Origin of the sequence: Acinetobacter sp. AOR14_HL, assembly GCF_027855175.1 — a bacterium.
In the GTDB taxonomy this organism is placed as follows: Bacteria; Pseudomonadota; Gammaproteobacteria; order Pseudomonadales; family Moraxellaceae; genus Acinetobacter; species Acinetobacter calcoaceticus.
This window is the reverse complement of record NZ_JAKTII010000005.1, coordinates 234,493-261,095: the sequence shown is the minus strand read 5'-3', so window position 1 is coordinate 261,095 and position 26,603 is coordinate 234,493. Positions and strand designations below refer to the sequence as shown.

Genomic DNA, 26,603 nt, shown 5'->3' with positions numbered 1-26,603 from the left:
TTACGAAAAGCCTGTCTAATGACTTGAGAAAACCTCTATTCTGTAGCATGATTGCTTGAAGAATAGAGGTTTTTTCATGCAAGTGTATTTAGTAGGCGGTGCCGTCCGAGATTCTCTACTTGGGCATCCCTATCAAGAAAAAGATTATGTTGTGGTCGGAGCAACGCCTGAACATATGCTCGCCCAAGGTTTTCAACCTGTAGGCAAAGATTTTCCTGTGTTTCTTCATCCTAAAACTAAAGAAGAATATGCACTTGCACGTACTGAGCGAAAGTCCGGTAAGGGCTATCACGGTTTTCAGTTTTTTACTGATACCACAGTAAGTTTAGAAGAAGATTTAATTCGCCGTGATTTAACCATCAATGCCATAGCAATGGATCAAGATGGCAGAATATATGACCCCTATGGTGGTCAGACTGACTTAGAAAATAAAACCTTACGACATGTTTCAGAAGCTTTTGCTGAAGATCCTTTACGTGTTTTACGTGTGGCACGCTTTGCAGCTCGATATTCTTCATATGGCTTTCATATTGCATCTGAAACCTTACAATTGATGCAAACGATGGCTGAATCAGGTGAACTCGATGCATTAACACCAGAACGTGTGTGGAAAGAGACTTCGCGTGCGCTTTTAGAAGACCATGCAGATATTTATTTTCAGACGCTACGTGATTGCGGTGCCTTAAAACATCTTTTCCCTGAAATTGACGCCTTGTTTGGTGTACCACAACGCCCAGAATATCATCCTGAAGTAGACTGCGGCATACATACCCTAATGTCTTTACAGCAAGCGTGTAAGTCAAACTATTCACTTGATGTTCGGTTTGCTGTTTTAGTACATGATTTGGGTAAAGCATTAACGCCTATACATGAACTCCCTCGCCATATCATGCATGAAGAGCGCGGAGTGAAACCCGTTACCGAATTATGTGAACGTTTAAAGGTTCCCACTCAAACTCGACAGTTGGCATTATCGGTGTGTAAAGAACATCTAAAATGCCATCAGATTATGTCGTTAAAACCCGGAACGGTATGGCGTTTATTACAGCGTTTAGATGTATTACGTCGCCCTGAGAGAGTGGAAGCTTTTGTACAGGCATGTGAGTGTGATGCTAGAGGAAGATTAGGTTTAGAAGACCGCCCTTATCCTCAAGCTCAGTATATGTTAGATGCGATGCAAGTGGTTCGCTCTATTAAAGTTCAGGACTTACCCGAGAACATTAAGGGTGCTGAAATTGGTGAAATGTTAATTCAATGTCGCATTGATGCTTTAACTGAGTTCAAACATCAACATCAAACACCCACACATTCTTAATTTAAGCCAATAAAAAAGCCTCATTACGAGGCTTTTTTATTTTTACTGTTTAGGCAGTGGTATATATTGAGATTGAGTATTTTGGTTTTTTCTTTCCCCAACTGCTACCACAAAGTTTTCTTGCTTCCCAGCTCGCTCAACCACCACATTAATTTCGCTATTAGGCGCTTGTAATGCAACATAATTAATCAAATGAGATGCCGAAGTGATTGGTTCATTATTGACCTGAATAATTTTATCACCAACTTTTATACCGGCTGAAGCAGCTGGCCCACTTTTTAATACATCAGCAACGACCACACCAATTTGTTGTTTTGAAGCTAATACATCTTCTTGTGTAGGCGGTACTAGACTAATGCCCAACCATCCACGTACAACACGACCATCTTTCAAAATCGAGTTTAATACTTGTTGGCAAATTTTAGCTGGAATTGCGAAACCAATACCTAAAGAGCCGCCTGACTGCGAGAAAATAGCGGTATTTACCCCAATTAGATTACCAGCGACATCAATTAAAGCTCCGCCTGAGTTACCTGGGTTAATTGCAGCATCTGTTTGAATAAAGTCTTCATAGGTATTGATGCCTAAATCAGAGCGCTCAGTAGCAGAAATAATACCTTGAGTTACCGTTTGCCCTACGCCAAATGGATTACCAATCGCTAAGACAACATCACCCACTTCATTACCGCTAAGCTTAAATGGCAACACGGGTAATTTATCTAAATCGATTTTAATTACAGCTAAATCCGTATCAGGATCTGTTCCAACAATAGTTGCCTCTGCACGACGTCCGTCACGCAATGCAACTACAATTTGGTCAGCCTGAGCAATCACATGATTGTTGGTAAGAATATAACCATCAGCACGAACAATAACCCCAGAGCCTAAACTATTTTCATTTTGCTGTTGTTGTTCAGGAACCTGATTTCCAAAAAATTCGCGGAATACTGGATCACTTAACAATGGATGATTTTGTTTAACTTTCTGGGTCGTAAAAATATTAACAACTGCCGGCGCTGCAACTTTCACCGCAGCACTATAAGACACCACCCCGCCCGCTCGTGAAGTATCAACCAGTGGTTCAACTTTTTCGGCAGGCATTTGCACCCCATCAACTGCAACAGTTGGTTTCGGCTGATGGTATTTTTGCCATGCAATAAAACTGGCAATTACAATAATAAGTAACACCCAAGGTAACCATGTAAAGGTGCGGCGCACGTTCATATCCTCTACGCAAAGAAGCTTTTAATTAAATTAATATATTGAACAAAAAGAGTTTTCAGTTAAGCATTTTAAATTAAATATGTCGATATACATAAAAAACTCAAAAAAGATTTGTCTAGCTTTAGTTACACAACAAAATATGTTTCTATAGCTTTAGCAATTATTTACTACTCAATTCAGGAAATATCATGGCGAATTTGCATGAAATTATTCAGTGGTGCGACCAAACCTTAAAAGCAGCAGAATTTAAAGATTACGCACCAAATGGCCTGCAAATTGAAGGTTCAACTGAAGTAAAACGTATCGTTTGTGCCGTTACTGCTTCCGAAGATGCTATTGATGCAGCTATTGCTCAGAATGCCGATCTATTACTCGTGCATCATGGTTATTTTTGGAAAGGCGAACCGTACCCAATTACAGGAATGCGCGGTAACCGAATTAAAAAATTAATTCAAAATAATATTTCACTCGTGGCTTACCACCTACCTTTAGATGCACATCCAAGTTTGGGTAACAATGTAGCCATTGCAGAAAAATTGGGCTTACACCATTTAGAACCACTCGATTTAGCCGAAAAACATCCAATTGGAAATATTGGATATTTAGAGCAAGCTGTTTCTGTTGAAGAGTTTAACGCAAAATTACAAGATAGCTTTGATTTTAAAGTGATTCATTTACCAGCCGAGAAGAAAAGCATTCAAAAAGTAGGCTTTTGTACGGGTGGTGCTCAAGATTTTATTGCTAAAGCAGCTTTGCAAAATTGCGATGCTTATATTTCAGGCGAAGTCAGTGAACGAACTTTCTATGAAGCAAAAGAATTAGGCGTTCACTATTTTGCGTGTGGTCATCATGCAACTGAACGTTATGGAGTTCAACGTTTAGCACAAGCAATTTCAAAGCAGTTTGCAATTGAAGCCGAATATTTTGAATTGAATAATCCGATTTAATTAAGTCTTTTTTTCAATCTGTGTTATGCGTATTAATTAGATCTTTATTGTGTATAGTTCTTTAAAACGATGCCCTATTGTGAACAGAATCATTTACAATAGAGCCACTTAATTGTATAACCCAGCAAATGCAAGGAATAGGAACATGACAACCATTACTTTACCTGCACTTCCATATGGCTATGATGATTTAGCGCCACATATTAGTAAAGAAACTTTAGAATACCATCACGATAAACACCACAATACCTATGTTGTTAACTTAAACAACTTAATCAAAGGGACTGACCTTGAAGGTAAAACTTTAGAAGAAATCATCAAAGCAACTGCTGGTGATGCATCTAAAGCTGGTATTTTCAATAACGCTGCTCAAGTTTGGAACCATACATTCTACTGGAATTCTATGAAGCCAAATGGTGGTGGTAAGCCTACTGGCGCAATCGCTGCTAAAATTGAAGAAGCGTTTGGTAGCTACGAAAAATTTGCAGAAGAATTTGCTGCTGCTGCAACAACTCAATTCGGTTCAGGCTGGGCTTGGTTAGTTGCTGATGAAGTAAACGGTAAATTATCTATTACTAAAACTTCTAATGCAGACACTCCACTTGCACATGGTCAAATTGCTGTATTAACAATTGACGTATGGGAACATGCTTACTACATCGATTTCCGTAACCTACGTCCTAAATACATCGCAACTTTCTTAGAAAGCCTTGTGAACTGGGACTATGCGAATGCAAAACTTGCAGGTCAACCAGCTGGTGTAGAGAAATAATTTTATTTCTTTATAAAAAACCACCCTATTTTGGGTGGTTTTTTTTATTTTTAGTACCTTAAAAGCATATTAATCAAGCAAACGATTCATTTTCTTTAATATTCTTATTGACGCTTTTAGATTTCATCCATAAAATGCGCATCAGATTCTCCAATAGCTCAGTCGGTAGAGCGACGGACTGTTAATCCGCAGGTCCCTGGTTCGAGCCCAGGTTGGAGAGCCATCTACTAATCTCCCATAGCTCAGTCGGTAGAGCGACGGACTGTTAATCCGCAGGTCCCTGGTTCGAGCCCAGGTGGGAGAGCCAAGATTCTAAAAGCCCGCATTCATTGCGGGCTTTTTCTTATCCAATCATTTAATAATTTTCTATTATTGTTAATAAAATCAATGTTTCGAATATTTTTAAACCAAACGATTAGATATTCTCACTAATTCCGTTATTAAGACTTGACCCCGCCACCTTTCCTGCCTAAAATCCTTTTCCAGATTCTCCAATAGCTCAGTCGGTAGAGCGACGGACTGTTAATCCGCAGGTCCCTGGTTCGAGCCCAGGTTGGAGAGCCAAGATTCTTAAAAACCCACTCATCATGAGTGGGTTTTTATTTGTATGATGCCTTCACATGTTCGAATCGAGTCACTTATTTTTTATTGTTTTAGGTTGCATCAGCACCTGCATTTTTCTTGCTGTTTGTTTACGCCCTTATTTATTTCCAAAACAAAAATTCTTTGCTCGTCCTGTTATTACCAACTTTGAAACTCAAATGTTTATCCGCTTAAAACAAAGTTTTCCAAGTTATCATGTTTTAGCACAAGTGGCTTTTAGCGCTTTAATTACCAGTAAGGACTATAAAATTCGTAGTCAGTTCAACCGTAAAGTTACCGACTTCGTTGTGCTTAACGACAAGATGGAAGTAATTGCCATTATTGAACTAGATGACCCTTCTCATCTTGAAAAAGCGGAAGAAGATCGTATTCGCGATCAAATGCTCACAGAAGCAGGTTACATTGTAAGACGTTACACAAATATTCCAACGGTACGTCAGCTACAAAAGGATATTCATTAAAAAGCTGCTGTTATTTCTTTTGAGAATTTGCGGCTTCTTTCTCAGCTATTCTTTTTGCCATTTCTAGACGTTGCTGTTCATATTGTTTTTTAGTCTTAGCATCACTTTTTGCAGCCAAGAAAAGTATTCCGATAATCAGGAAAGGAATAAGCAAACCTAATCCCATTAATAGCCAAGGGACAGATTTTTTTTCAACAGTTGGCTGGCTCATAAGTGATTCAAACTCAAATGGTATCGATTTCGGAATGCGTAACAATATAACAAAAAGGGCCCTCTTAAGGACCCTTTTAATTTGAATATTTTAAATACAAAAAATTATTGTGCTATTCCTGTACATTCGAAATTCTTACTTGCATCTATTACTGATGGATCAAGCACTATATTTGTTTTAGCTGGCATCTTAGATTGTACAAATTGATAAATTTCAGCATTTCTACATACAATCGCTTGAGTATGAGCAGCTCCTAGAACAGGCACAAATGTTACATCCGTTCCCTTGTCTTTAAGTCCTTGTTGCAATCCTTCAGTAACAGGATATGGTACAGCCATATCAGCAGTACCCTGAACAATCATGACCGGTGAATTAATTTTTTTGGTTGCAGGTTGGTTATCCGCCAAGAATTTTTTCACAGTTGGGTTTTCTTGGAAGTTACCAGCTAAACCAGGATAATCTAGGACTGTTTTGCCAGCATTAGTCGCAAGAAAATCACGAATATCATCTGCAAATTTATTATGCAAATCAGTTAAACATACGCCATTTTCACCAGTAGTCCCTTCTGCGAACTCAGCTACACTCTGAGAACGTTGTTGGAAAATTTCACGATAATTAAATTTAGGCTCATAAGCAGTAATACCTACTGTGGTATATGCAGCATATGCGAGTAGCTCAGCATATACTTCTACAGCCGTACCAACAGGTGCAGTACCAGCCTGCTCTTTCTCAAGAATACCTTTAATTGCTTGCGGAGCAATTTTAGAAATAATATCGCCAAGGCTAGAAGCTGGTGCTGTTGCAACCGCACCTTTGTAGTTACTGTCGTTATTAGCAAATTCAGCTGTTCCTAATGAAGCATGGCCTCCTTGGGACTGTCCAATTGACATCCATGAACTATTTAACTGACTACCGTAATGATCCTTCGCAGCTTTAACTGCTGCAATTGCAGATTTAGCCTCACTTCCTAAATTAAGGTATGGATGCATCCCTCGAGTACCCAAACCTTCATAGTCTGGAGCAATCACAACATAGCCAGCTGCCAATAATGTATCTGCTAGAATTTTAAAGCGTGGATTAATCGTATTATTGCTTGGGGCACAACTATCTCCTACACCTACAGTGCCGTGCTCCCATACCACTACGCGATAACCATCTTTAGGCTGAGTCGCTTTAGGGAACATTACCAAAGCAGTTGCTTCAGCTGTTTTTCCTTGTACATTGACCATGTTATAAGTCATAACTTTTATAGATGAAGCACCGCTTAAGCTATCTTTAGAATAGGCTTTTTCAGAAACATAAGTTTTATCAGGGTTCACACCAGTATAGTCATCATTATCGTCATTACATGCTGCAAGAAATAATGTTGAAACCGATAATGTTATAGCTAAAGCAATTTTTGACCGTTTCATAAAATATCCTTTTTATGTTATGTGTTATTTATTCCGCATATTTTTATGCACAAATATTAAGGCATAAAAAAAGTGCTCTGCATAGAACACTTTTCAACCTTACGGTCATTTTTACTATATGAAATTTAAAAATATTCCCAGAAAAATGATTAATCCAACCCAGCGATTGTGACGGAATGCCCAAAAACATACTTGAGGGTTGCGGTCTTTGGTTTTGATTGTTTGATATATAAAATCGAATGCAACAACAATTAAAGCAATGATCGCCCATGGAAATAAGATATTTTCTAAATACAATGCAGTGCCAATCAAAACAAGACTGGTTGCTTGTAAAAGCGCAATAATCTGGATGTCATATCGACCAAAAAGAATAGCTGTAGATTTCACACCAATCTTTAAATCATATTCACGGTCAGTAATGGCATATTGAGTGTCATAAGCGACTGTCCAAGCTAGATTACCAAAATAAAGAAGCCAGCAAGTTATATCTAAAGGCTTACCCATCGCAGTAAATGACATTGGAATTCCCCAAGAAAATGCCATACCTAAAACCACTTGTGGTAAATGGGTATATCTTTTCATGAAAGGATATATAAATGCTAAAACTAATCCAGCTAGTGCACAATAGAATGTCGCTATAGGTAAAAAGAACAAAGTACAAGCGCTAGCAAATACTAGCGCTAAAAATACATATATTGCTTCTCTAGGACGAATTACCCCAGTTGCTAATGGGCGTGTTTTAGTGCGTTCAACATGCGCATCTACTTTACGGTCCGCAAAGTCATTAATGGCACAACCAGCAGCACGCATAAAAATTGTGCCTAAGACCATTGCCAAAAGAATATGCAATGGCGGCCTTCCTTCTGCCGCAACCCAAAGTGCCCACATGGTTGGCCAAAAAACCAGTTCTGTTCCAACTGGCTTATCAAATCGACATAGATAATAGTATGCTTCTAAACGCTGACGCCATGTGGTATCTGTTGCAGTCGTCATAGTAGTTCCTTGTCGTGCTGCTGATGTAGAAAAGCTTCAAAAGCTGGTAAGAATGTTTCTTGGACTATAAATTTACACCCATGCCAAGTATAGCAACTTTGTCGCGTCCACCCTTCTGGCAAACGAATGACACGGCGGTCACAAAGTGGGGTCGTTCTTTGAAATAGAAAAAATCCAATCGGTGTAGAACCAATGTGCTGAAATATGCGGGCTTTTTTTTGTAGGCTTAAAATAGGGAAAATACTTTTTGCTTTAACCCATGGCTCTGCTTCACTGCCATATAAATAAGTCTCACGCACCCATGAGGTGTGAGTATGAGGCATATTCATCCACTGGCTATCTGCAAAAGTTAAACGCTGAAAGTGTTCTTTAAAAGGTTTTACACTGAACTGACCGCCACCAAGATCAGTCAATTGTTGAGTCAGAGAACCGGACGCATACAACCATTTTTTCAACTCAGGATTTAAAGTCTTGTCCTGTTTAAGTACTGGTTGCCGTTTACGCATAATCTGCTCACATGAAAACTCGCACTTAGTTTACCCCAATTTTTTGATAAAAAACGTAGAGAATTCAATCAACATTCCAAGCAATAAAAAAGCCTGCATAAGCAGGCTTTTTATGAAAATACGTATTACAAGCTGTAGTACATATCAAACTCAACTGGGTGAGTAGTCGTGTTAAGACGACGTACATCTTCAGTTTTAAGTTCGATGTATGCATCAAGCATTTCTTTAGTGAACACGCCGCCTTTTAACAAGAATTCGTGATCTGCTTGAAGTGCTTCTAGAGCCATATCTAAGCTATGAGCAACTGTTGGGATTTTTGCTTCTTCTTCTGGAGGAAGATCATACAAGTTCTTATCAGCAGCTTCGCCCGGATGGATCTTGTTTTGGATACCGTCGATACCAGCCATTAACAATGCAGCGAAACCTAAGTACGGGTTCATCATTGGATCTGGGAAACGAGCTTCGATACGCTTACCTTTAGGGCTAGAAACGTATGGAATACGGATAGATGCAGAGCGGTTACGCGCTGAGTAAGCAAGCATGATCGGCGCTTCGAAGTGAGGAACCAAACGCTTGTATGAGTTTGTAGATGGGTTTGTGATTGCATTCAATGCACGAGCGTGCTTGATGACACCACCGATGAAGTACAATGCCATTTCTGAAAGGCCTGCATATTCATCACCAGCAAACAAGTTCTTGCCATCTTTAGAGATAGACATATGAACATGCATACCTGAACCATTATCGCCTACCATTGGTTTAGGCATAAAGGTTGCAGTTTTTGCATATTGGTGCGCAACGTTCCAAACAGCATATTTGAATTGTTGAACTTCGTCAGCTTTACGTACAAGTGTATTGAAGCTCACACCAATTTCTAATTGGCAAGAAGCAACTTCGTGGTGATGTACTTCTACACGACCAGGGCCCATGATGTCTTCGATTTTCGCACACATTTCTGCACGCATATCTTGTGAAGAATCAACTGGAGGAACTGGGAAGTAACCACCTTTAACACGTGGACGGTGACCTGAGTTACCAGACTCGTAATCTTTACCAGTAGACCAAGCAGCTTCTTCAGCGATCAATGTATGACGAGCGCCAGACATATCGATGTCCCACTTCACTTCATCAAATACAAAGAATTCTGGTTCTGGACCAAAGAATGCAGTATCACCGATACCTGTAGATTTTAAGTATTCTTCTGCACGGCGAGCAATCGAACGTGGGTCACGCTCATAACCTTGACCAGTTGAAGGTTCAATAACGTCACAAGTCACAACTACAGTTGGTTCAGCAAAGAACGGGTCAACAAAACCAGTTTCTGCATCTGGACGTAAAATCATGTCAGATGCTTCAATGCCTTTCCAACCAGCGATTGAAGAACCATCAAACATTTTACCGTCTTCAAAAGTATCTTCATCAATAGAATCAGCTGGGTAAGTTACGTGCTGTTCTTTACCCTTAGTATCAGTAAAGCGAAAATCGACCCATTTTGCGCCACTTTCTTGTATGAGTTGAAGGACCTTGTTCGCCATGCTCATTTTGCTCCAATGAAATTTTGTTGCACTTGTTAAGTGCGTGTTAATTGCTGGTATTTATAAAGCAAATCTCATACCAACTTTATAAGACTTACCTAAAACATTGAATTGCTTATAACTATCCATGATTTAGGCCCCTTGTCCTGAACCCATTATACTGTTTGCATAGTGAAATGCACCATATTCAGACATTTTCAAATTATGGCATACAAGAGTAGCTCACAATCGCCCTAATTTAGTGCAAAATTGTTGCGCCAATATGAATCATCGCATCAATATCTAACAGTAATTCATGATCATAATACTTTCTTATATAGCAAGCTGGCATTCTTATTACAATGAATAAAAAAATAATAAACGATGATTTATGAAATTCTAACTCTTAGATGAGAACTCCACATCTACTCATGCCTTTGCCAAAAAGGTTTTAATGTAAATATTGCCTTGAAAAGTAATTTTCAAAAAAATTTAAAAAGTCCTCTTTTGCGTTACAGCTCACCCATTAAAATACTGAGGTTGTTTGAAATTATTATTCTTTTTTACAGCACTTCTATTTTAAGGCTCGTTAAAAACAACTTAATTTTTATTCTTCTTATGGAGTTCTCTGCTGTGAGGCAAGTTTTGATCAGCTTTGGTGCGTAATAGTCTAATAGCTTAGCTTTTCACGATATAATTTTCACTTTTTCATTTTTTACCATTTGTTATATACCTTTTTTATACATGACCAACTTGCTTTTCAATTTAAAAAAAACTAAAAAATAAAACATAACTTTTTTTTATAACTAAACAAACTAAAAGTTTGGCTTATTAAACTACAAATATGTTCAAAGGATTTGAAATGAAGCATGAACTCGAACAATGTGACACAGCTTTTTTCGGCCATCCAAAACCCTTAAAAACTTTATTTTTTACTGAACTGTGGGAACGGTTTTCTTACTATGGAATTCGCCCCTTATTGGTACTTTACATGGTTGCGATGGTCAATGATGGTGGTTTAGGGCTTGATCGTCCTACCGCAGCAGCAATTGTTGGGTTATTTGCTGGCTCTATGTATTTAATGACCGTTTTAGGGGGTTGGATTGCCGATAACTGGTTAGGCCAAGCAAGATCTGTCTGGTATGGTTCCATCATTATTGCATTAGGTCATTTATCTATTGCACTTACTCCTATCTTTGATCAATTCTTTTTTTATTTCGGTTTAGTTCTTATTGTTATTGGTTCGGGGTTATTTAAAACCTGTATTTCAGTGATTGTCGGAACATTATATAAAGCCCAAGATAATAGACGTGATGCCGGCTTCTCCATTTTTTATATGGGGATTAATATGGGTTCATTTATTGCCCCGCTTATTACAGGTATATTAGCCCGCGATCATGGCTGGCATCTGGGTTTTGGGATTGGCGGTCTTGGAATGTTAGTTGCATTACTTATTTTTCGTGTATTCGCTATTCCACAGCTACAAGCTTTTAATCAGTTGCGTCAAGAAAATGACAATTGGAATAAACCAATTGTTGAAAATAAAAATGCGCCAAAAATTGCTTTCTCCTTTTTATTAAGTGTTGCAGTCGTTATTGCCCTCACCTTCTTTGGTGTCATTCACATCAATCCAGTTGCGGTAGCAACTTACTTAACAGTTGGAATAGGCATTGGCATTATCGCTTATTTTGCATATTTATTACTTTTTCTTAATTTAGAACAACATGAAAAATTTAAAATTATTATCTGTTTTGTTCTATTACTAACCTCTGCACTATTTTGGTCTGCCTTTGAGCAGAAACCAACATCTTTTAACCTGTTTGCTCAAGATTATACGGACCGTAATGTATTTGGATTTGAGATTCCGGCAGTATGGTTTCAATCTATTAATGCACTTTTTATTATTATTTTTGCCCCAATTGCAGCATGGCTTTGGGCGAGACTAGGTAAGTCAAATAAAGACCCAAGCTATATTAGTAAATTTATTATTGCGCTTTTACTAGCAGCAGGTGGCTTTCTACTTATGTCATTTGCAAGCCGTTTCGCCATTGCTGGTGGATTAGTTTCGCCATTTTGGTTAGTCGGTACTATATTTCTGCTTACCCTAGGCGAACTTTGCTTAAGCCCAATTGGTTTATCTACCATGACTAAACTTGCCCCCGATGTTATACGCGGTCAAATTATGGGGCTATGGTTTACTGGTTCAGCTTTAGGTAATCTGATAGCAGGGTTGATTGGAGGACATGTATCGGCAGATGGCATTAATCATTTACCTACCCTCTTTATGAGATGTGTTTTGGCACTAGTAATTGGTGCAATCGTGTTATTTTTATTAAAGAAACCTATTTATAGATTAATGAACAAAAGTACTAGTAAAGTTCAACCTGACTTGGAAACCATATGACCAATTTAACTGTTCAAGAAAAGCTAGAGAAACTTCGTGAACTCATGCTTAACCAGCATGTTGATGCGTTAGTCGTCATGAGTGCCGATCCACATATGTCAGAATATTTACCAGATTACTGGAAAGCAAGACAATGGCTTAGTGGCTTTAGCGGTTCTGTTGGAACACTTGTAGTCACTCAAAACTTTGCAGGACTATGGGCAGATGGACGCTATTGGGTACAAGCCGAGCAACAGCTTGTCGGAACGGGATTTGAACTTCAAAAACTGACCAGTGATGAATCATCAACACATCTCGCTTGGATTGAAAAAAATCTACAACCAGAATCAGTCATTGTGGTAAATGGACATACTCTATCCATTCAACAATATAAGGCACTCGAACATACTGCAAGACTTAACAACTATAAACTCGAAACTCAACAAGATTTAATTGGAGCCATCTGGTCTGATCGCCCTGAGCTTCCATCAAATAAAATTCATTTAATGCCTGAAGGGTTAAATGCGCTATCTCGTAAACAGAAAATTCAGAATATTCGTGAAACTTTACACAGCAAGAATATTAAGGGTCACTTCATTTCATCTTTAGATGATATTGCATGGATCTTAAATGCACGTGGACAAGATGTAGAATACAACCCTGTTTTTCTGTCTCATTTATATATTAGTGAAAATCAAGCTGTTCTTTTCATTGAGACGGATAAAGTTGATATAGCCATTCAACAAGCTTTTAAAGCTGATGATATTGAGATTCGTAACTACCAAGATACAGCTAAGTTTTTAGCGAATATTTCTGATGCCACTGTACTTTTAGATCCAGCCAAAGTATCAATTTATCATGAACAAGCCATCGCAAAAGATATTCGGGTTGAATACGATATCAACCCGAGTACGCTATTTAAATCACGTAAGCATGAAAGTGAAATAGCTCATATTCGACATGCAATGGTTAAAGATGGTGTTGCCCTTTGCCACTTTTTCCACTGGTTAGAGAAAGCACTTCATCATCGTGAAAACATTTCAGAACTAACCATTGATGAAAAAATTACAGCTTTCCGTGCTCAGCAAGATGGGTTTATAGGGCCAAGTTTTTCTACAATTGCTGGCTTTAATGCCAATGGCGCTCTACCCCACTACCGTGCAACTGAGGAGCACTATTCATTTATTGAAGGCGATGGGCTATTGCTGATTGACTCAGGTGGGCAATATGTAAATGGAACAACAGATATTACTCGTGTAGTTCCTGTAGGCACGCCAACGCAACCACAAAAACGTGACTATACCTTGGTTTTAAAGTGTCATATTGCTTTGGCAAAAACCATTTATCCAGAAGGTTTAGCTGCACCGCTACTCGATTCAATTTGTCGCCATACCTTATGGCAACATGGTTTAGATTATCGCCACGGAACAGGTCACGGCGTAGGCTTTGCTCTTAACGTTCATGAAGGACCGCAAGTACTTTCTTATTACGCGCCAGTTCATGCTTACAGCAAACTACGTGAAGGAATGATTCTTTCTAACGAGCCGGGCTTATACCATGAGGGACAATACGGTATTCGCATTGAAAATCTAGTGGCAAACCGTCTTCACTCTGGGTTTGAAAAAACTTATGGTGAATTTTTGGAGTTTGAAACACTTACGCTTTGCCCAATCCATTTGGACTGTATCGTTGTTGATATGCTTAACAATGAAGAGAAAGACTGGCTAAATACCTATCACCAAATGGTTCAAGAAAGACTAGCTGAACATTTATCTGGAGAGGTTTTAGACTGGCTGATTTACAATACTCGTGCGATTTAATCTGCTTTTCTAACTAAGGCAGAATACTTTTTAGTTCTAATGAAAAGGCCGATTCTGCCCTAGTTGCACATATCTCTGTTTCTTAACAGATCTAATATCAATTTAAAGCTGACTTTTTTAGCAAATTTCTAACGAATGAAATAGTTAAACTGGTCACTTCATTTTTTGTTATATTAGCCGCTTAGAAAGTGGCTTTTTATTTTTTAATCAAGAAGTTCTTTCTATAAAGTGAGTATTAATGTGAGTAACTACTCTAGTCACTTATTAAATATATATTAATTATTATGAGGTTAAGTTCATCATGCTTCTAATGATCGACAATTACGACTCTTTTACCTACAACATCGTCCAGTACTTTGGCGAGTTGGATCAGGAAGTAAAAGTTGTTCGCAATGATCAAGTCACATTAGAGGATATTGAACGATGGCAACCTAAATATCTGGTTATTGGTCCTGGCCCTTGCTCTCCAAGCGAAGCAGGTATTTCTATTCCGGCAATTAACCACTTTGCCGGAAAAATTCCTTTGCTTGGCGTGTGTTTAGGGCATCAAAGTATTGGGCAAGCTTTTGGCGGAAACATTGTAAGAGCCAAAACGGTGATGCACGGACGTTTATCTGATATGTACCATAGCAATAAAGGTATTTTCAGTAATCTCCCTAGCCCATTCTCGGCAACTCGTTATCACTCATTGGTGATCGATCAGCAAACACTGCCTGATTGCCTTGAAGTAACGTGTTGGACCAATGAAGCAGATGGCTCAATGGAAGAAATCATGGGTGTTAAACATAAGACATTGCCTGTTGAAGGTGTGCAGTTCCATCCAGAATCAATCTTGAGCCAACATGGTCATCAAATCTTTAAAAACTTTTTAGATATTTATGCATAAGTGATATTTATGAACATTCAACAAGCACTTAACCATATTACAAAAAATATTCACCTGACTCAGCCGCAAATGGAAGACATTATGCGCAGCATCATGCAAGGTGAGGCAACCGAAGCACAAATTGGTGCTTTGATGATGGGCCTTCGCATGAAAGGTGAAAGTATTGACGAAATTACTGCTGCCGCACGTGTCATGCGTGAATTCGCTATTAAAATTGATGTCAGTGATATCAAATATTTAGTTGATATTGTCGGTACTGGTGGTGATGGACAAAACTTATTTAACGTCTCTACAGCGTCTAGCTTTGTGATTGCAGCAGCTGGTGCAACCATTGCAAAGCATGGTAATCGCGGTGTTTCAAGTAAATCAGGTTCATCTGACCTACTTGAACAAGCAGGTATTAACCTTGATTTAGATATGGAACAAACTGAGCGCTGCATTCGTGAGATGGGTGTAGGCTTTTTATTTGCCCCAAACCATCACAAAGCGATGAAATATGCTGTTGGCCCACGTCGTGAGCTTGGTGTTCGCAGCATTTTCAATTTACTCGGCCCGCTTACGAATCCGGCCGGCGTAAAACGCTTTGTCATTGGGGTATTTTCAGATGAACTTTGCCGTCCAATTGCCGAGGTTATGAAGCAACTTGGTGCTGAGCATGTCATGGTCGTTCATTCAAGAGATGGACTTGATGAAATTAGCCTTGCTGCTCCTACTGCTATTGCTGAACTTAAAGACGGCGAAATTACCGAATGGACGCTTAATCCAGAAGATGTCGGGATTGAATCACAAACCTTAAATGGTTTAGTGGTAGCAGATGCCGCAGCAAGCTTAAAGCTGATTAAAGATGCATTAGGTAAAAATAAATCTGACATTGGTGAAAAAGCAGCAAATATGATTGCGCTTAATGCAGGTGCAGGCATCTATGTGGCGGGCATTACCAAAACTTATGCTCAGGCTGTTACATTCGCTCAAGATATTATCTATGGCGGACAGGCTTTAGAAAAAATGAGTGTTTTGGCTGAATTTACCAAAACATTAAAGCAATCTCAGGCAGATTAAGGATTTCTCATGATTAATATTCAAAATACCATTTTAGGTAAAATTGTTGACCGTAAACATGAGGAACTTGCTGCGCGTTTAAAACAACGTAATTTGCAAGATGTTGAAGAATTAGCAAAAGCTGCGACTCCAGTGCGTGGCTTTGCAAATGCTTTAAAACATAAACGTCCGGGTGTGATTGCTGAAATTAAAAAAGCGTCTCCATCAAAAGGGATTATTCGCGCAGATTTTAATCCTGCTGAAATTGCAGAGCATTATGAGCAAGCTGGAGCAGCATGTTTATCGGTACTGACCGATGTTGATTTCTTTCAGGGTGCAGATGAAAATATTGCGATTGCCCGCAGTCATTGTGCCCTGCCTGCTTTACGTAAAGACTTTCTGATTGACCCATATAATGTAGTTGAAGCACGTGCTTTGCATGCTGACTGTATTTTATTAATTGTTGCATGTTTGTCTGACCAGCAACTCGAAGAAATGTCTAAAACTGCGTTTGAACATCAACTCGATGTACTAGTTGAAGTTCATGATGAAGAAGAAATGGAACGCGCTTTAAAGCTTTCTGAGCAATGTTTATTAGGTGTGAATAACCGTAATTTAAAAACGTTTGATGTAGATTTAAATACATCCATTCGATTGAAAAAATTACTTCCGGCCTCACGTTTATTAATTACTGAAAGCGGTATAGCGACACCAGATGATGTGCGCATGATGCAAGAGCATGATATTCACAGCTTCTTGGTCGGCGAAAGTTTTATGAAACAACCACGTCCAGATCAAGCTTTTACTGCCCTTTTTGGACAACCTCAAACGGTTTAATGAAGATATATGAGTAATAAAGATTCATCGCTTTCTAAAGAGCAACAAAAGTTATTGAAGCAATTTAAAAAGCAAATCTCCAATCCTCATTCAAGCAAAATCACAAATCAGCCTGAGACTAAAAAATCTCAGGCCGAGCCTGAAGAATTGGAAGATACCCATCTGTTTCAACAGGCTGTTGCAGGTGTTAAACGCATCAACAATAGCAATGTTGCCGATGTAAAAACACCTCGTGCCAGAAAAGTCGACGCACAAACGCTAGCGAAACGTGCAGCTGCCGAAGGTGGTCGTGATACCGAACATGCCGAGTTATCAGATACGCAAGCTGCTTTAAATCCGGTCGCAAGCCAAGCAACGCTAAGCTATCGCATTGCGACTCTGCAACATAAAGTTTTTGAAGATTTAAAAGCAGGCAAGATGCGTTGGTTTGAAGCTGTAGATTTACACGGCTGCACGATTGAGCAAGCACGTGACGCAGTTTTACAGATTATCCAGATGGCAAAAGATGAAAATCAAAATGTCATCAAAATTGTGCATGGTAAAGGCCCTGAAGCGGTCTTAAAAACCTATGTCAACGGATGGTTACGTCAACACCGCGATGTTTTGGCTTTTGTCAGTGCTCCAGAAAATCAAGGTGGTACAGGTGCCGTTCTCGTACTGCTTAAACGTGCAGAAAAAAATCCTAAGTTCGAACAAAAAAAATGATCCTTTGGGATCATTTTTTTACATCAAATACTTGTAATAATTGAGCAACTACTGCAATGGCAATCATTGCAGGTTGTTTCGATGAAATCCCTTCTATCCCGATCGGGCAAACCAAACGTTGCAAAGTTTCCGGAGTATAACCTCGCACCTGCATGCGTTTTTCAAAAATAGCCCTTTTACTTTTTGAGCCAATCATCCCAACATAAGCAAATGGTTTTGCCGTAGGTTTTAAGGCTGAAAAACATAGTTGCAAATCTAATTGATGGTCATGAGTTAATATTAAAATTGCGCCTGAACGGTCAAAATGCTCGATCTCGGCTTCTAAGGTATCAGTCGTTATACAGTGCACCTGTTGCAGTAAATCGGATGGAAAAATATCATCACGTGGATCAATCCATTTCACCCGAACACCAATAGGTAATAAACAACGGACAATTGCTTCACCCACATGCCCTGCACCACAAATCAGTACTTGCATGGCATAAGGCTGAATTTGCTGGCTAAATTGCCATTGCTCACTACTGTCAGAATCAAACTCGAAACTTGGTTGTTGCTTCATATCCATAGTCTGCCAAGTGGATGCATATTGATGTGAGACGGTACGCGATATACGCTTTCCAACTCGCCATGCTTGCAAACTCACGGATAAATCCGATGTGACCGTAGCGGGTGATATTTTTTCAAACAATAACCACATTACTCCGCCACAACACTGCCCTAACCGAGCACTGAGGTTAAAGCGTTCAATACGCCTCACACTAGTTTCCGTTTCTTTTAACATTGCTTTAGCAATATCAATCGCCTGAAACTCTAAATGCCCACCGCCGATCGTATCTGACTGCTGCCATTGCTGTTGCAAATTAAACCGCAACAACATAGTTGCACCAACCTCTCGCGGTGTAGAACCATCAGCGCGGACTACTGTGACCAATACCGTAGGTAGAGCATCGACTTGCCACGCTACAAAATCAGTCCACCATTGTAAATGTTGCATAATCTTCTACATTTTAGCCTGTGGGCGAGCAGCCAAAGCTTGTCCCCGTCCAATCGCAATTGCACGTAAAATTTCTTCGGCAGTTGCTGGAGCATTGAGCACGAGCGGAGCTTTTTCGGGAATAGCCGCCTGTACCGCCTGACGAATTGCAGAGAAAACAGATAATGCCAACATAAATGGCGGTTCACCTACCGCTTTGGAGCGGTAAATGGTGTCTGCCTGATTTTGATTATTGAACAGTTTGACATTAAAAATATGAGGAATATCTACACTGGTCGGGATTTTATAAGTTGAAGGCGCATGGGTAAACAAACGGCCTGCGTGTGGTCCCTGCGGCTGCCAATACAGCTCTTCTGTCGTAAGCCATCCCATCCCTTGCACAAAACCGCCTTCAATTTGTCCAATATCAATTGCAGGGTTAATTGACCGCCCGACATCATGCAAAATTTCAGCACGTAATACTTTCATTTCCCCAGTTAGCGTATCTATTGCGACCTCACTAACCGCTGCACCATAGGCATAATAGAAAAATGGACGCCCCAAATGGTTGACCTGATCATAGTGAATTTCTGGCGTTTTATAAAAACCGCTGTCCCATAGTTGTACACGTGCCATATATGCCCGTTGAACCAAATCAGGAAAAGTCCATGAATGACCATTCACTGTTGAAACCATACTATCTTCAAACTGGACTTGCCCTGCGTCACTGTCACTTATTTCAGCTGCAAGTTTTGCCAGACGCTCACGAATTTTAATACAAGCATTTTGAACAGCTTTACCATTTAAATCCGCGCCACTCGATGCTGCAGTTGCCGAAGTATTTGGCACACGAGAAGTATCGGTTGCAATTAAACGAACGCTATCGATTGGTAAACCCAACTCATGTGCAGCGACCTGCCGTACTTTGGTATATAGCCCTTGTCCCATTTCTGTACCACCGTGCGTAATCGCGACAGTGCCATCCATGTAGACATAGACCAGTGCACCTGCCTGATTGTAATGCACGGCGTTAAACGAAATACCAAACATTAATGGGGTTAACGCAATACCACGTTTAATGATGTCATTGTTCTGATTAAAGGCCTGAATAGCCTGTTTGCGTTTCGCATAATCGCTAGTCTGCAATAATTCAGCTACCAATTTTGGCGCAACATTATCACGGACTTCCGCCCCATAGTGCATACGGTCACGTCCAGCACCGGGCTGTTCGGCAAAGAAATTACGTTGACGAATTTCAACAGGGTCACAACCTAAATAACGAGCAATGTCATCAATAATATTTTCGATGACAAACATGCCTTGCGGTCCACCAAAACCACGATATGCCGTATTGGACACCGTGTTGGTTTTACAACGTAAGTTACGTAGCTCAACTGCATTTAAATAATAAGCGTTGCCAATATGACAAATCGCACGTTCATTCACTGGCCCAGAAAGATCAGCCGAAAAACCGCAATTTGAAGCCAATTGAACCTTCAAGCCTTGCAAAACACCACTGTCATCAAAAGCCACAGACCACTCATAAGCAAAACCATGACGTTTGCCTGTAGCACTCATGTCGTCATCTCGATCTAAACGTAATTTACACGGACGGCCTGTTTTTTGTGCTGCCAAAGATGCAATGCATGCCCACTGTGCCGACTGTGACTCTTTACCACCAAAACCACCACCCATACGGCGACTTTCCACACTGACCTGATGCATATTCATGCCTAGTGCATGACAAATCAGTAACTGCATTTCGGTTGGATGTTGTGTTGAGCAATAGACTTTTAAGCTCTGATTTTCTTGTGGAATTGCATAGGAAATTTGCCCTTCAAGATAAAAATGCTCTTGCCCACCCAGCTCAATAGCACCTGAAAGTTGATGGGCTGCATTTTGAAATGCCTGTTCAACTTCACCATGGCTAAATTCAACAGGCGGCAACACCCACGATTCTTTTTCAATCGCATCTTGAATCGTTAAAATTGGGGTTTCGGGCACATACTCAATTTTTGCTAAGCGAATTGCCTGACGGGCTTGTTGATAACTCTCGGCCACGACCACAAATAAGGCTTGTCCATAAAATTCGACCTGTTCTTCTGCAAAAATTGGGTCATCTTTAACAATTGGCCCCCAATTATTTTCAACCTCAATATCGTTTGCCGAAAAAACTGCATGGACACCTTCAGCCTGACGTACTGCATCCAAATCAAACTTACTGATTTTGCCTTTGGCACAATTTGAAAATCCGACTGCCAAATGCATGGTATTTTCAAGCTCGGGTAAATCATCAATATAGGTTGCCTGCCCAGTTACATGTAAATGTGCACTTTCGTGTGGAATCGAGTCGCCTGCTTTAGCGGATTTTTTAGAAATATTTAAGTCAATGGTTTGATTCATATTAGATCTCCACCATAGCAATCAAGTCATTCACACGAGTAATCGTTTTAGACAGAACTTTTTCTACATAAAAACGCTGTAAACAGTTTTTCGCGACGTGTAATCGATATGCCGAGCTAGCACGTCCATCATCTAAAGGTTGATAGTCTTGCGACAAGGCCTCTTGAGCCTTAGCTATCAATTCTGCTGTAAGTTGCTGACCTTCCAATATGGCTTCTGCATATTTTGCACGTTTGGGAATAGCAGCCATGCCACCAAAAGCAATTCTCACATTGTGAGCAACATAATGAGTATCTAACTCGCATGAAATAGCCGCACATACCGCAGAAATATCTTGCTCAAAACGTTTGGCAATTTTATAGCTGGCAAATTTAAAACGCGTCTGCCCTTCACGAAGTGGAATAACAATCGCCTCAACAAACTCACCAAGCTGTAATGCTGTTTTTTGATAATCTAGATAAAAATCTTCCAAGGCGATTTCACGGGTCTGTTCACCTACACGTAAAATCAATCGTGTACCTAGCGTAATTAATGCCGGCATTGAGTCACCAATAGGTGAACCATTAGCAATATTTCCGCCTAGGGTTCCCGCATTTTTAATAGGCATGGAAGCAAAACGGCGCTGTAATTCTTGAAAGTCAGGATAAAAATCTGAAATTTTTATGAGTGCATCACTCAGACTTACATTTGCCCCAATCGTTAAAGCATGCTCGGTAACTACAATCTTTTTCAGTTCTTCAACCTGACCGATATAAAGCATATCGCCTAAATCACGGCCCTGCTTGGTTACCCACAAACCGACATCTGTGCTACCAGCGACAATACGTGCTTGCGGCAATTGCAAACGTAAAGCGGCAAAATCCTGTAAAGTCTTTGGTGCAAAAAATTGCTGACCATGATCATTCAAATGCAATGCAGGTAATGCTTTGATCTCTTTTAATACATCAAGTACCTTTTGACGTTCTAATACAACACGTGGATAGTCATAAGCTTTTTGTGCTGCCTCTAAAATAGGGCGATAGCCTGTACAGCGACACAAGTTTCCAGAAAGATAATCGCTGATTTGATCTTTGCTCGGAGAATGTTGTTCATTTTCATACATTGACCATAACGACATGATAAAACCGGGTGTACAAAAACCGCATTGTGAACCATGCAAATCGACCATCGCCTGTTGTACCGGATGAAGTGTCCCATCCTGTGTAGGCAATAACGTATGCAGATCTTCTACTGTAAATAGGGCTTTACCATCTAAAGTCGGTAAAAACTGAATACACGCATTCACACTCCGCAATTGCAAGCTGTCATTGACCAACTCACCAATCACGACTGTACATGCACCACAATCGCCCTCAGCACAGCCCTCTTTTGTACCGGTCTGCCTAGTCTTACCAGTTTGGGTGTATTCTCGCAGAAATTGTAAAACCGTCATGGTAGGTAATACATTTTCCACTTGCTGCTGACCACCACGGAAAAAAAAGGTGATTGGACGTTCTGACATGTTTTATCCTTATGCTCTATAACACTGCATCTGTGCAAATATGATGCCACTAGGCGATCATTTAGAACTTACCAACATTAAATGCATATTTCATGTTCAAACTCTTGACTATTAACGATAAAAAACATGAAATTTATTCATCTTTTATTAAACGCGCGCAAAACCAAAATAAATATAGTGCGTCGAGTTATGAACATCTGGTTATGTTTCTGATACAATGCCGAGCTTGTCTAATAGAGTAAATTTATACGTCTTATGTCAATGCAGCAATCGTACGCAAATATTCTGACTGCCGTCGGTGAAGATCTTAATCGTCCCGGCCTTAAAGATACGCCTGTGCGTGCGGCTAAAGCTTTTTCATATTTAACTTCTGGCTATAGTAAAACTTTAGAAGAAGTCACCAATAATGCTGTTTTCCCATCAGATAACCATGAAATGGTATTGGTGAAGAATATTGAATTCTATTCGCTTTGCGAACATCATCTCCTCCCGTTCTATGGCCGTGTTCATATTGCCTATCTACCGGAAGGCAAGGTTCTTGGCTTATCAAAATTTGCACGTATTACTGAAATGTTTGCACGCCGTTTGCAAATTCAGGAAAACTTGACTCAGCAAATCGCAGAAGCTGTGGCTGAAGTGACTGGTGCTCGAGGCGTTGCTGTCGTCATCGATTCAGCACATATGTGCATGATGATGCGTGGTGTAGGCAAACAAGAGTCAACCACTCGTACAGTTTCATTTATTGGCGACTTTAAAACCGATAAAGAATCACGACGTGAGTTCTTGAGTGCAGTACCAGAAAGTTACTAAATTCTTTTTAGTGATAAATTTAAAAGCCCAACTTAGTTGGGTTTTTTTATATCTAAATACAGCGTTTATTCTATAAAACATAACAATTAAATTATGTGATTTTTGTTATAAAAGTACGTCCCTTCACTTTAAAATGTTTGATGAGTTGATAATGCGATTCAAAAAAATTTCTTACTTAATTCTACCTTCTCTTTTTATTTTTAATACCTCAATTTATGCAGGTAACACATCAAAAGAACAAGATATCAAGAAAGTTGTTGATCAGAACTTTAAACCATTATTAGAAAAATATGACGTTCCCGGTATGGCGGTTGGTGTCATCCAAAATAATAAAAAGTACGAAATGTATTATGGCCTACAATCTGTTCAAGATAAAAAATCTGTAAATGGCAATACGATTTTTGAGCTAGGTTCAGTCAGTAAATTATTTACTGCGACAGCAGGTGGATATGCCAAAACGAAAGGAAAAATCTCTTTTGACGACACCCCAGGAAAATACTGGAAAGAGCTAAAAAATACACCGATTGACCGAGTGAACCTACTTCAACTTGCAACCTATACGAGTGGCAACCTTGGCTTACAGTTTCCAGATGAAGTACAAACAGACCAACAAGTTTTAACTTTTTTCAAAGACTGGAAACCTAAAAACCAAATTGGTGAATATAGACAATATTCAAACCCTAGTATTGGCCTATTTGGAAAAGTTGTAGGCTTATCGATGAACCAGCCTTTTAGTCAGGTTTTAGAAAAGACAATTTTTCCGTCTCTTCACTTAAAACATAGCTATGTGAATGTTCCTAAAATTCAGATGCAAAACTATGCCTTTGGCTATAACCAAGAAAATCAGCCGATTCGTGTGACCCCAGGCCCACTAGATGCGCCTGCCTACGGGGTTAAATCTACATTACCAGACATGCTTAGCTTTATTGATGCCAATCTAAATCCACAAAAATATCCGGCAGATATTCGACGCGCAATTGATGAGACTCATAAAGGTTTTTATCAAGTCGGTACGATGTATCAAGCATTAGGTTGGGAAGAGTTCTCTTATCCAGCACCTTTGCAAACTTTATTAGACAGTAATTCTGAACAAATCGTGATGAAACCTAACAAAGTGACTGCTATTTCAAAAGAACCTTCAATCAAGATGTACCATAAAACAGGTTCAACTAACGGATTTGGAACTTATGTCGTGTTTATTCCCAAAGAAAATATTGGTTTAGTCATGTTAACCAATAAACGTATTCCAAATGAAGAACGTATTAAAGCGGCTTATGCAGTGTTGAATGCAATAAAGAAATAATCTTTTCTGAAAACAAAAAAAGGGAGAAATGATTTCATTCATTTTTCCCTTTTTTTATTCGTAATGCTATTTAAAAGAACCAAACATATCCGAGACTTGATTTCATCCAGTCTCGATGATTTTGTTGTTCATAATCCCAGTTTAATCGAACGGCATTATTACTATTAATCACATATTGCCACTGAGTATTTACTCTCAAATTCCATTGATTTTGGTCTTCCCAATATGGCAATTCAATCTGTACAACAGAGTTAAATCGATCAAACCATTGGTTCATACAACCTAAAGTCGGGCCCATTCCCACACGCCACCCTTTATCTAAATTTGAGCCTGTTTGAACATAGGTTTGGAGTTGCCCATAGCAAATATGTTTGCGCTCATAGTCTGCAAGACTGTAACCAACCTGAGCATTAAAATTCGCTACACCATGCTGTTTTTCTTCACTAAAGTTTCCATCATGAATTGCTTCTTGACGCCAGCCTAAGTTAAATCCCCAACTCAGCGGTGTTTTAAAAGGTTGTATTGGGTTATAAGAATTTACTTCTAATAAATCAAGATTTTCTAGTTTTAAATGGTCATCTCGCCACTGCGCATTACCATTTAAAAAGAGTAATTGAGTACCCGCGCGGTATCCCCCTTGAGGATCTATTAAGTCGTGATAGGCTTGCCGATGACCAATTTCGATAAACTTATCACCTTGGACTTCACCGGCTTTCACTGAAATATTACGTGCATTATGGCCTTGAGTTGGCTCTTTTTCTGGTCGTTTAGGTTCTTGACGCTGTTTGTCTAAATCAATCTGGCTTCTTAAAGCCAAAAGCTGACGTAACTGTGGCTGAGCAATGCTTTCTTCTATTTGACGGCTGGTAAATTGAAGATATAAATCATCGTAAGCCATCTCTAGAATTTTGGCCTGATCTTGCTCACTAAAAGTTTTTAAAACCTCTGTAGACTGCTTAATTGGCATCATCGTAATTTGATGTGCAACCTTCGCTAGTGAGGCGCCATGTTGATGAGCTTGGGCCAATAGTTGAGTTTCTAAAGCAGGCCGATACACAGGAGCTTTGGTGAGCCCTTGCTGTTGCATCGATTTAATGGTTTCCATCGGAATAGATGCATAAGTAAACTTTTCTTGTAAGTTAGACTCAGGTTTTACTAAATCGACCAAGCCTAATAACCTATAGGCACAGTTATCACTGACAAAATAATAAGGAAAACTTACATGCTGCATTTCCCAAATATGGCTTACTAAAAACCGCGTTTCTTCAGGGGAAAGTTTCAGCTCATATTCCCATAAATCACGGCTTTCGAAATCACCGTACTCTTTTACCTTACGGTAATAAGGCATCAGTGAATATTCACCCGGATATTGCCCTGTTAAACCTTTCCATGCATATGACCAGTTGTCATTCCCTGCCACAGTTGCCGCATAATTTACAGCATAGGAAACTAAATTTAATTGCTGCTGATCTTTGGGGTCTAAACGCAATAAAGTATGACCAAACATCGAGCTAGGGTTGCCCATAAAATCTGTCGCATAAATTAATGTGGCTTTATAAGGCTTAATCTGTCCAATCCAGTTTTCAAATTCTGAACATTTTATTTGAGGCAATTCATTTTCTTTAATGCCTACTTTTTGTATGAGCCATTGGCTTCGAGCCGGAAACTTACAATGAATCGACTGATTATCTTGAGCAGGCATAAATAATGCCGAGATGTCAGCTTTCAGTTCTTCTTTTAAATTATTTTTCCCATTTTCTGACATGAAATAACCAGAATAAGTGACGTCACTTTTATGGTTTTTATTAGCATACATCAGCCGTTGCCATGTAATGTCTTGATCTAGATTTTGTTGTTCTGCAATGGACCAATATTTTTGAATAGATGGATTTATATCTGCTGAATACGCAATATTAACTGCCAAAGAGGCAAATACTAAAACAACTGACTTCATTAAGCTCATCAATTTTTATCATTAAATATAAG

At 39.4% G+C, this 26,603-nt stretch carries 22 protein-coding genes and 3 tRNA genes; 15 read left to right on the top strand and 10 right to left on the bottom strand.

From position 1 onward, the window contains the following. Nucleotides 1–76 precede the first annotated feature (76 nt). Nucleotides 77–1,315 carry a multifunctional CCA addition/repair protein gene (locus MKL38_RS06355; protein ID WP_270902835.1) on the top strand — a complete coding sequence of 413 codons (1,239 nt, stop codon included), beginning with the start codon at nucleotides 77–79 and terminating at the stop codon, nucleotides 1,313–1,315. Between the two features lie 42 nt (nucleotides 1,316–1,357). Here MKL38_RS06355 and MKL38_RS06350 read toward each other — a convergent pair whose 3' ends face one another. Continuing rightward, nucleotides 1,358–2,533, bottom strand: coding sequence for a S1C family serine protease (locus MKL38_RS06350; RefSeq protein WP_270902834.1), 1,176 nt, complete (start codon nucleotides 2,531–2,533; stop codon nucleotides 1,358–1,360). A 194-nt stretch (nucleotides 2,534–2,727) separates the two neighbouring features. On the opposite strand from MKL38_RS06350, the gene MKL38_RS06345 reads away from it, so the two are divergent. From MKL38_RS06345 to MKL38_RS06320, 6 genes are all read left to right on the top strand, one after another. After that, nucleotides 2,728–3,486 carry a Nif3-like dinuclear metal center hexameric protein gene (locus tag MKL38_RS06345; RefSeq protein WP_270902833.1) on the top strand — a complete coding sequence of 253 codons (759 nt, stop codon included), beginning with the start codon at nucleotides 2,728–2,730 and terminating at the stop codon, nucleotides 3,484–3,486. Nucleotides 3,487–3,631: 145 nt separating this feature from the next. After that, nucleotides 3,632–4,258 (top strand): superoxide dismutase, encoded by a 627-nt coding sequence (locus MKL38_RS06340; protein WP_003650584.1) that lies wholly within the window; start codon nucleotides 3,632–3,634, stop codon nucleotides 4,256–4,258. Nucleotides 4,259–4,405: 147 nt separating this feature from the next. Next, nucleotides 4,406–4,481 (top strand) — tRNA-Asn (locus MKL38_RS06335). Nucleotides 4,482–4,489: 8 nt separating this feature from the next. After that, nucleotides 4,490–4,565 (top strand) — tRNA-Asn (locus MKL38_RS06330). A gap of 181 nt (nucleotides 4,566–4,746) precedes the next feature. Next, nucleotides 4,747–4,822, top strand: a tRNA-Asn gene (locus MKL38_RS06325). A 56-nt stretch (nucleotides 4,823–4,878) separates the two neighbouring features. Beyond that, a complete protein-coding gene (locus MKL38_RS06320) occupies nucleotides 4,879–5,322 on the top strand; it encodes a DUF2726 domain-containing protein (RefSeq protein WP_017391937.1) in 444 nt (147 codons plus the stop codon). Nucleotides 5,323–5,332: 10 nt separating this feature from the next. Here the strand turns inward: MKL38_RS06320 and MKL38_RS06315 are convergent, their stop codons facing one another. The 5 genes from MKL38_RS06315 to glnA form a co-directional block, all read right to left on the bottom strand. Next, a complete protein-coding gene (locus MKL38_RS06315; protein ID WP_270902832.1) occupies nucleotides 5,333–5,533 on the bottom strand; it encodes a hypothetical protein in 201 nt (66 codons plus the stop codon). A 104-nt stretch (nucleotides 5,534–5,637) separates the two neighbouring features. Continuing rightward, entirely contained in the window at nucleotides 5,638–6,945 is a 1,308-nt protein-coding gene (locus MKL38_RS06310) for a lipase family protein (RefSeq protein WP_270902831.1), read from the bottom strand. Between the two features lie 114 nt (nucleotides 6,946–7,059). Further along, complete coding sequence (gene ubiA, locus MKL38_RS06305) at nucleotides 7,060–7,938, bottom strand: 4-hydroxybenzoate octaprenyltransferase (RefSeq protein WP_151743306.1); 879 nt, start codon at nucleotides 7,936–7,938, stop codon at nucleotides 7,060–7,062. Further along, nucleotides 7,935–8,444, bottom strand: a complete 510-nt coding sequence (locus MKL38_RS06300) for a chorismate--pyruvate lyase family protein (protein WP_005039136.1) — start codon at nucleotides 8,442–8,444, stop codon at nucleotides 7,935–7,937. Before MKL38_RS06300 ends, ubiA begins: the two co-directional genes overlap by 4 nt. A 125-nt stretch (nucleotides 8,445–8,569) precedes the next feature. Further along, nucleotides 8,570–9,985, bottom strand: a complete 1,416-nt coding sequence (gene glnA / locus MKL38_RS06295; protein WP_003650573.1) for a type I glutamate--ammonia ligase — start codon at nucleotides 9,983–9,985, stop codon at nucleotides 8,570–8,572. Nucleotides 9,986–10,802: 817 nt separating this feature from the next. On the opposite strand from glnA, the gene MKL38_RS06290 reads away from it, so the two are divergent. The 6 genes from MKL38_RS06290 to MKL38_RS06265 all read left to right on the top strand — a co-directional run bounded on the left by MKL38_RS06290 (nucleotide 10,803) and on the right by MKL38_RS06265 (nucleotide 17,627). Then, nucleotides 10,803–12,362, top strand: a complete 1,560-nt coding sequence (locus MKL38_RS06290; protein ID WP_270902830.1) for a peptide MFS transporter — start codon at nucleotides 10,803–10,805, stop codon at nucleotides 12,360–12,362. Then, the gene (locus tag MKL38_RS06285) at nucleotides 12,359–14,161 is read left to right on the top strand and encodes an aminopeptidase P family protein (RefSeq protein ID WP_270902829.1); all 1,803 of its coding nucleotides are present in this window, start codon (nucleotides 12,359–12,361) and stop codon (nucleotides 14,159–14,161) included. The genes MKL38_RS06290 and MKL38_RS06285 overlap by 4 nt, the downstream gene beginning before the upstream one ends. 301 nt (nucleotides 14,162–14,462) lie before the next feature. Further along, nucleotides 14,463–15,047, top strand: coding sequence for an anthranilate synthase component II (locus tag MKL38_RS06280; protein ID WP_003650566.1), 585 nt, complete (start codon nucleotides 14,463–14,465; stop codon nucleotides 15,045–15,047). A gap of 9 nt (nucleotides 15,048–15,056) precedes the next feature. Then, entirely contained in the window at nucleotides 15,057–16,106 is a 1,050-nt protein-coding gene (gene trpD / locus MKL38_RS06275) for an anthranilate phosphoribosyltransferase (RefSeq protein ID WP_270902828.1), read from the top strand. Between the two features lie 9 nt (nucleotides 16,107–16,115). After that, nucleotides 16,116–16,922 (top strand): indole-3-glycerol phosphate synthase TrpC, encoded by an 807-nt coding sequence (gene trpC / locus MKL38_RS06270; RefSeq protein ID WP_017480714.1) that lies wholly within the window; start codon nucleotides 16,116–16,118, stop codon nucleotides 16,920–16,922. Between the two features lie 9 nt (nucleotides 16,923–16,931). Continuing rightward, nucleotides 16,932–17,627: a Smr/MutS family protein gene (locus MKL38_RS06265; RefSeq protein WP_005068085.1), complete on the top strand. Its 696-nt coding sequence runs from the start codon at nucleotides 16,932–16,934 to the stop codon at nucleotides 17,625–17,627. Between the two features lie 10 nt (nucleotides 17,628–17,637). Here MKL38_RS06265 and xdhC read toward each other — a convergent pair whose 3' ends face one another. The 3 genes from xdhC to xdhA are packed head-to-tail and all read right to left on the bottom strand — an operon-like array spanning nucleotide 17,638 to nucleotide 22,504. Continuing rightward, a complete protein-coding gene (gene xdhC / locus MKL38_RS06260) occupies nucleotides 17,638–18,621 on the bottom strand; it encodes a xanthine dehydrogenase accessory protein XdhC (protein ID WP_270902827.1) in 984 nt (327 codons plus the stop codon). Nucleotides 18,622–18,627: 6 nt separating this feature from the next. Continuing rightward, nucleotides 18,628–21,003, bottom strand: a complete 2,376-nt coding sequence (xdhB, locus tag MKL38_RS06255) for a xanthine dehydrogenase molybdopterin binding subunit (RefSeq protein WP_270902826.1) — start codon at nucleotides 21,001–21,003, stop codon at nucleotides 18,628–18,630. A 1-nt stretch (nucleotide 21,004) separates the two neighbouring features. Beyond that, nucleotides 21,005–22,504, bottom strand: coding sequence for a xanthine dehydrogenase small subunit (gene xdhA, locus MKL38_RS06250; protein ID WP_270902825.1), 1,500 nt, complete (start codon nucleotides 22,502–22,504; stop codon nucleotides 21,005–21,007). Nucleotides 22,505–22,765: 261 nt separating this feature from the next. On the opposite strand from xdhA, the gene folE reads away from it, so the two are divergent. Both folE and blaADC read left to right on the top strand, forming a co-directional pair. Beyond that, nucleotides 22,766–23,314, top strand: coding sequence for a GTP cyclohydrolase I FolE (gene folE, locus MKL38_RS06245; RefSeq protein ID WP_005039113.1), 549 nt, complete (start codon nucleotides 22,766–22,768; stop codon nucleotides 23,312–23,314). A 151-nt stretch (nucleotides 23,315–23,465) separates the two neighbouring features. Beyond that, on the top strand, nucleotides 23,466–24,617 hold the full coding sequence (gene blaADC, locus MKL38_RS06240) for an ADC family extended-spectrum class C beta-lactamase (RefSeq protein ID WP_270902824.1): 1,152 nt from the start codon (nucleotides 23,466–23,468) through the stop codon (nucleotides 24,615–24,617). A 70-nt stretch (nucleotides 24,618–24,687) separates the two neighbouring features. Here the strand turns inward: blaADC and MKL38_RS06235 are convergent, their stop codons facing one another. Next, nucleotides 24,688–26,571, bottom strand: a complete 1,884-nt coding sequence (locus MKL38_RS06235) for an Lnb N-terminal periplasmic domain-containing protein (protein ID WP_442866678.1) — start codon at nucleotides 26,569–26,571, stop codon at nucleotides 24,688–24,690. Nucleotides 26,572–26,603: the final 32 nt, after the last annotated feature.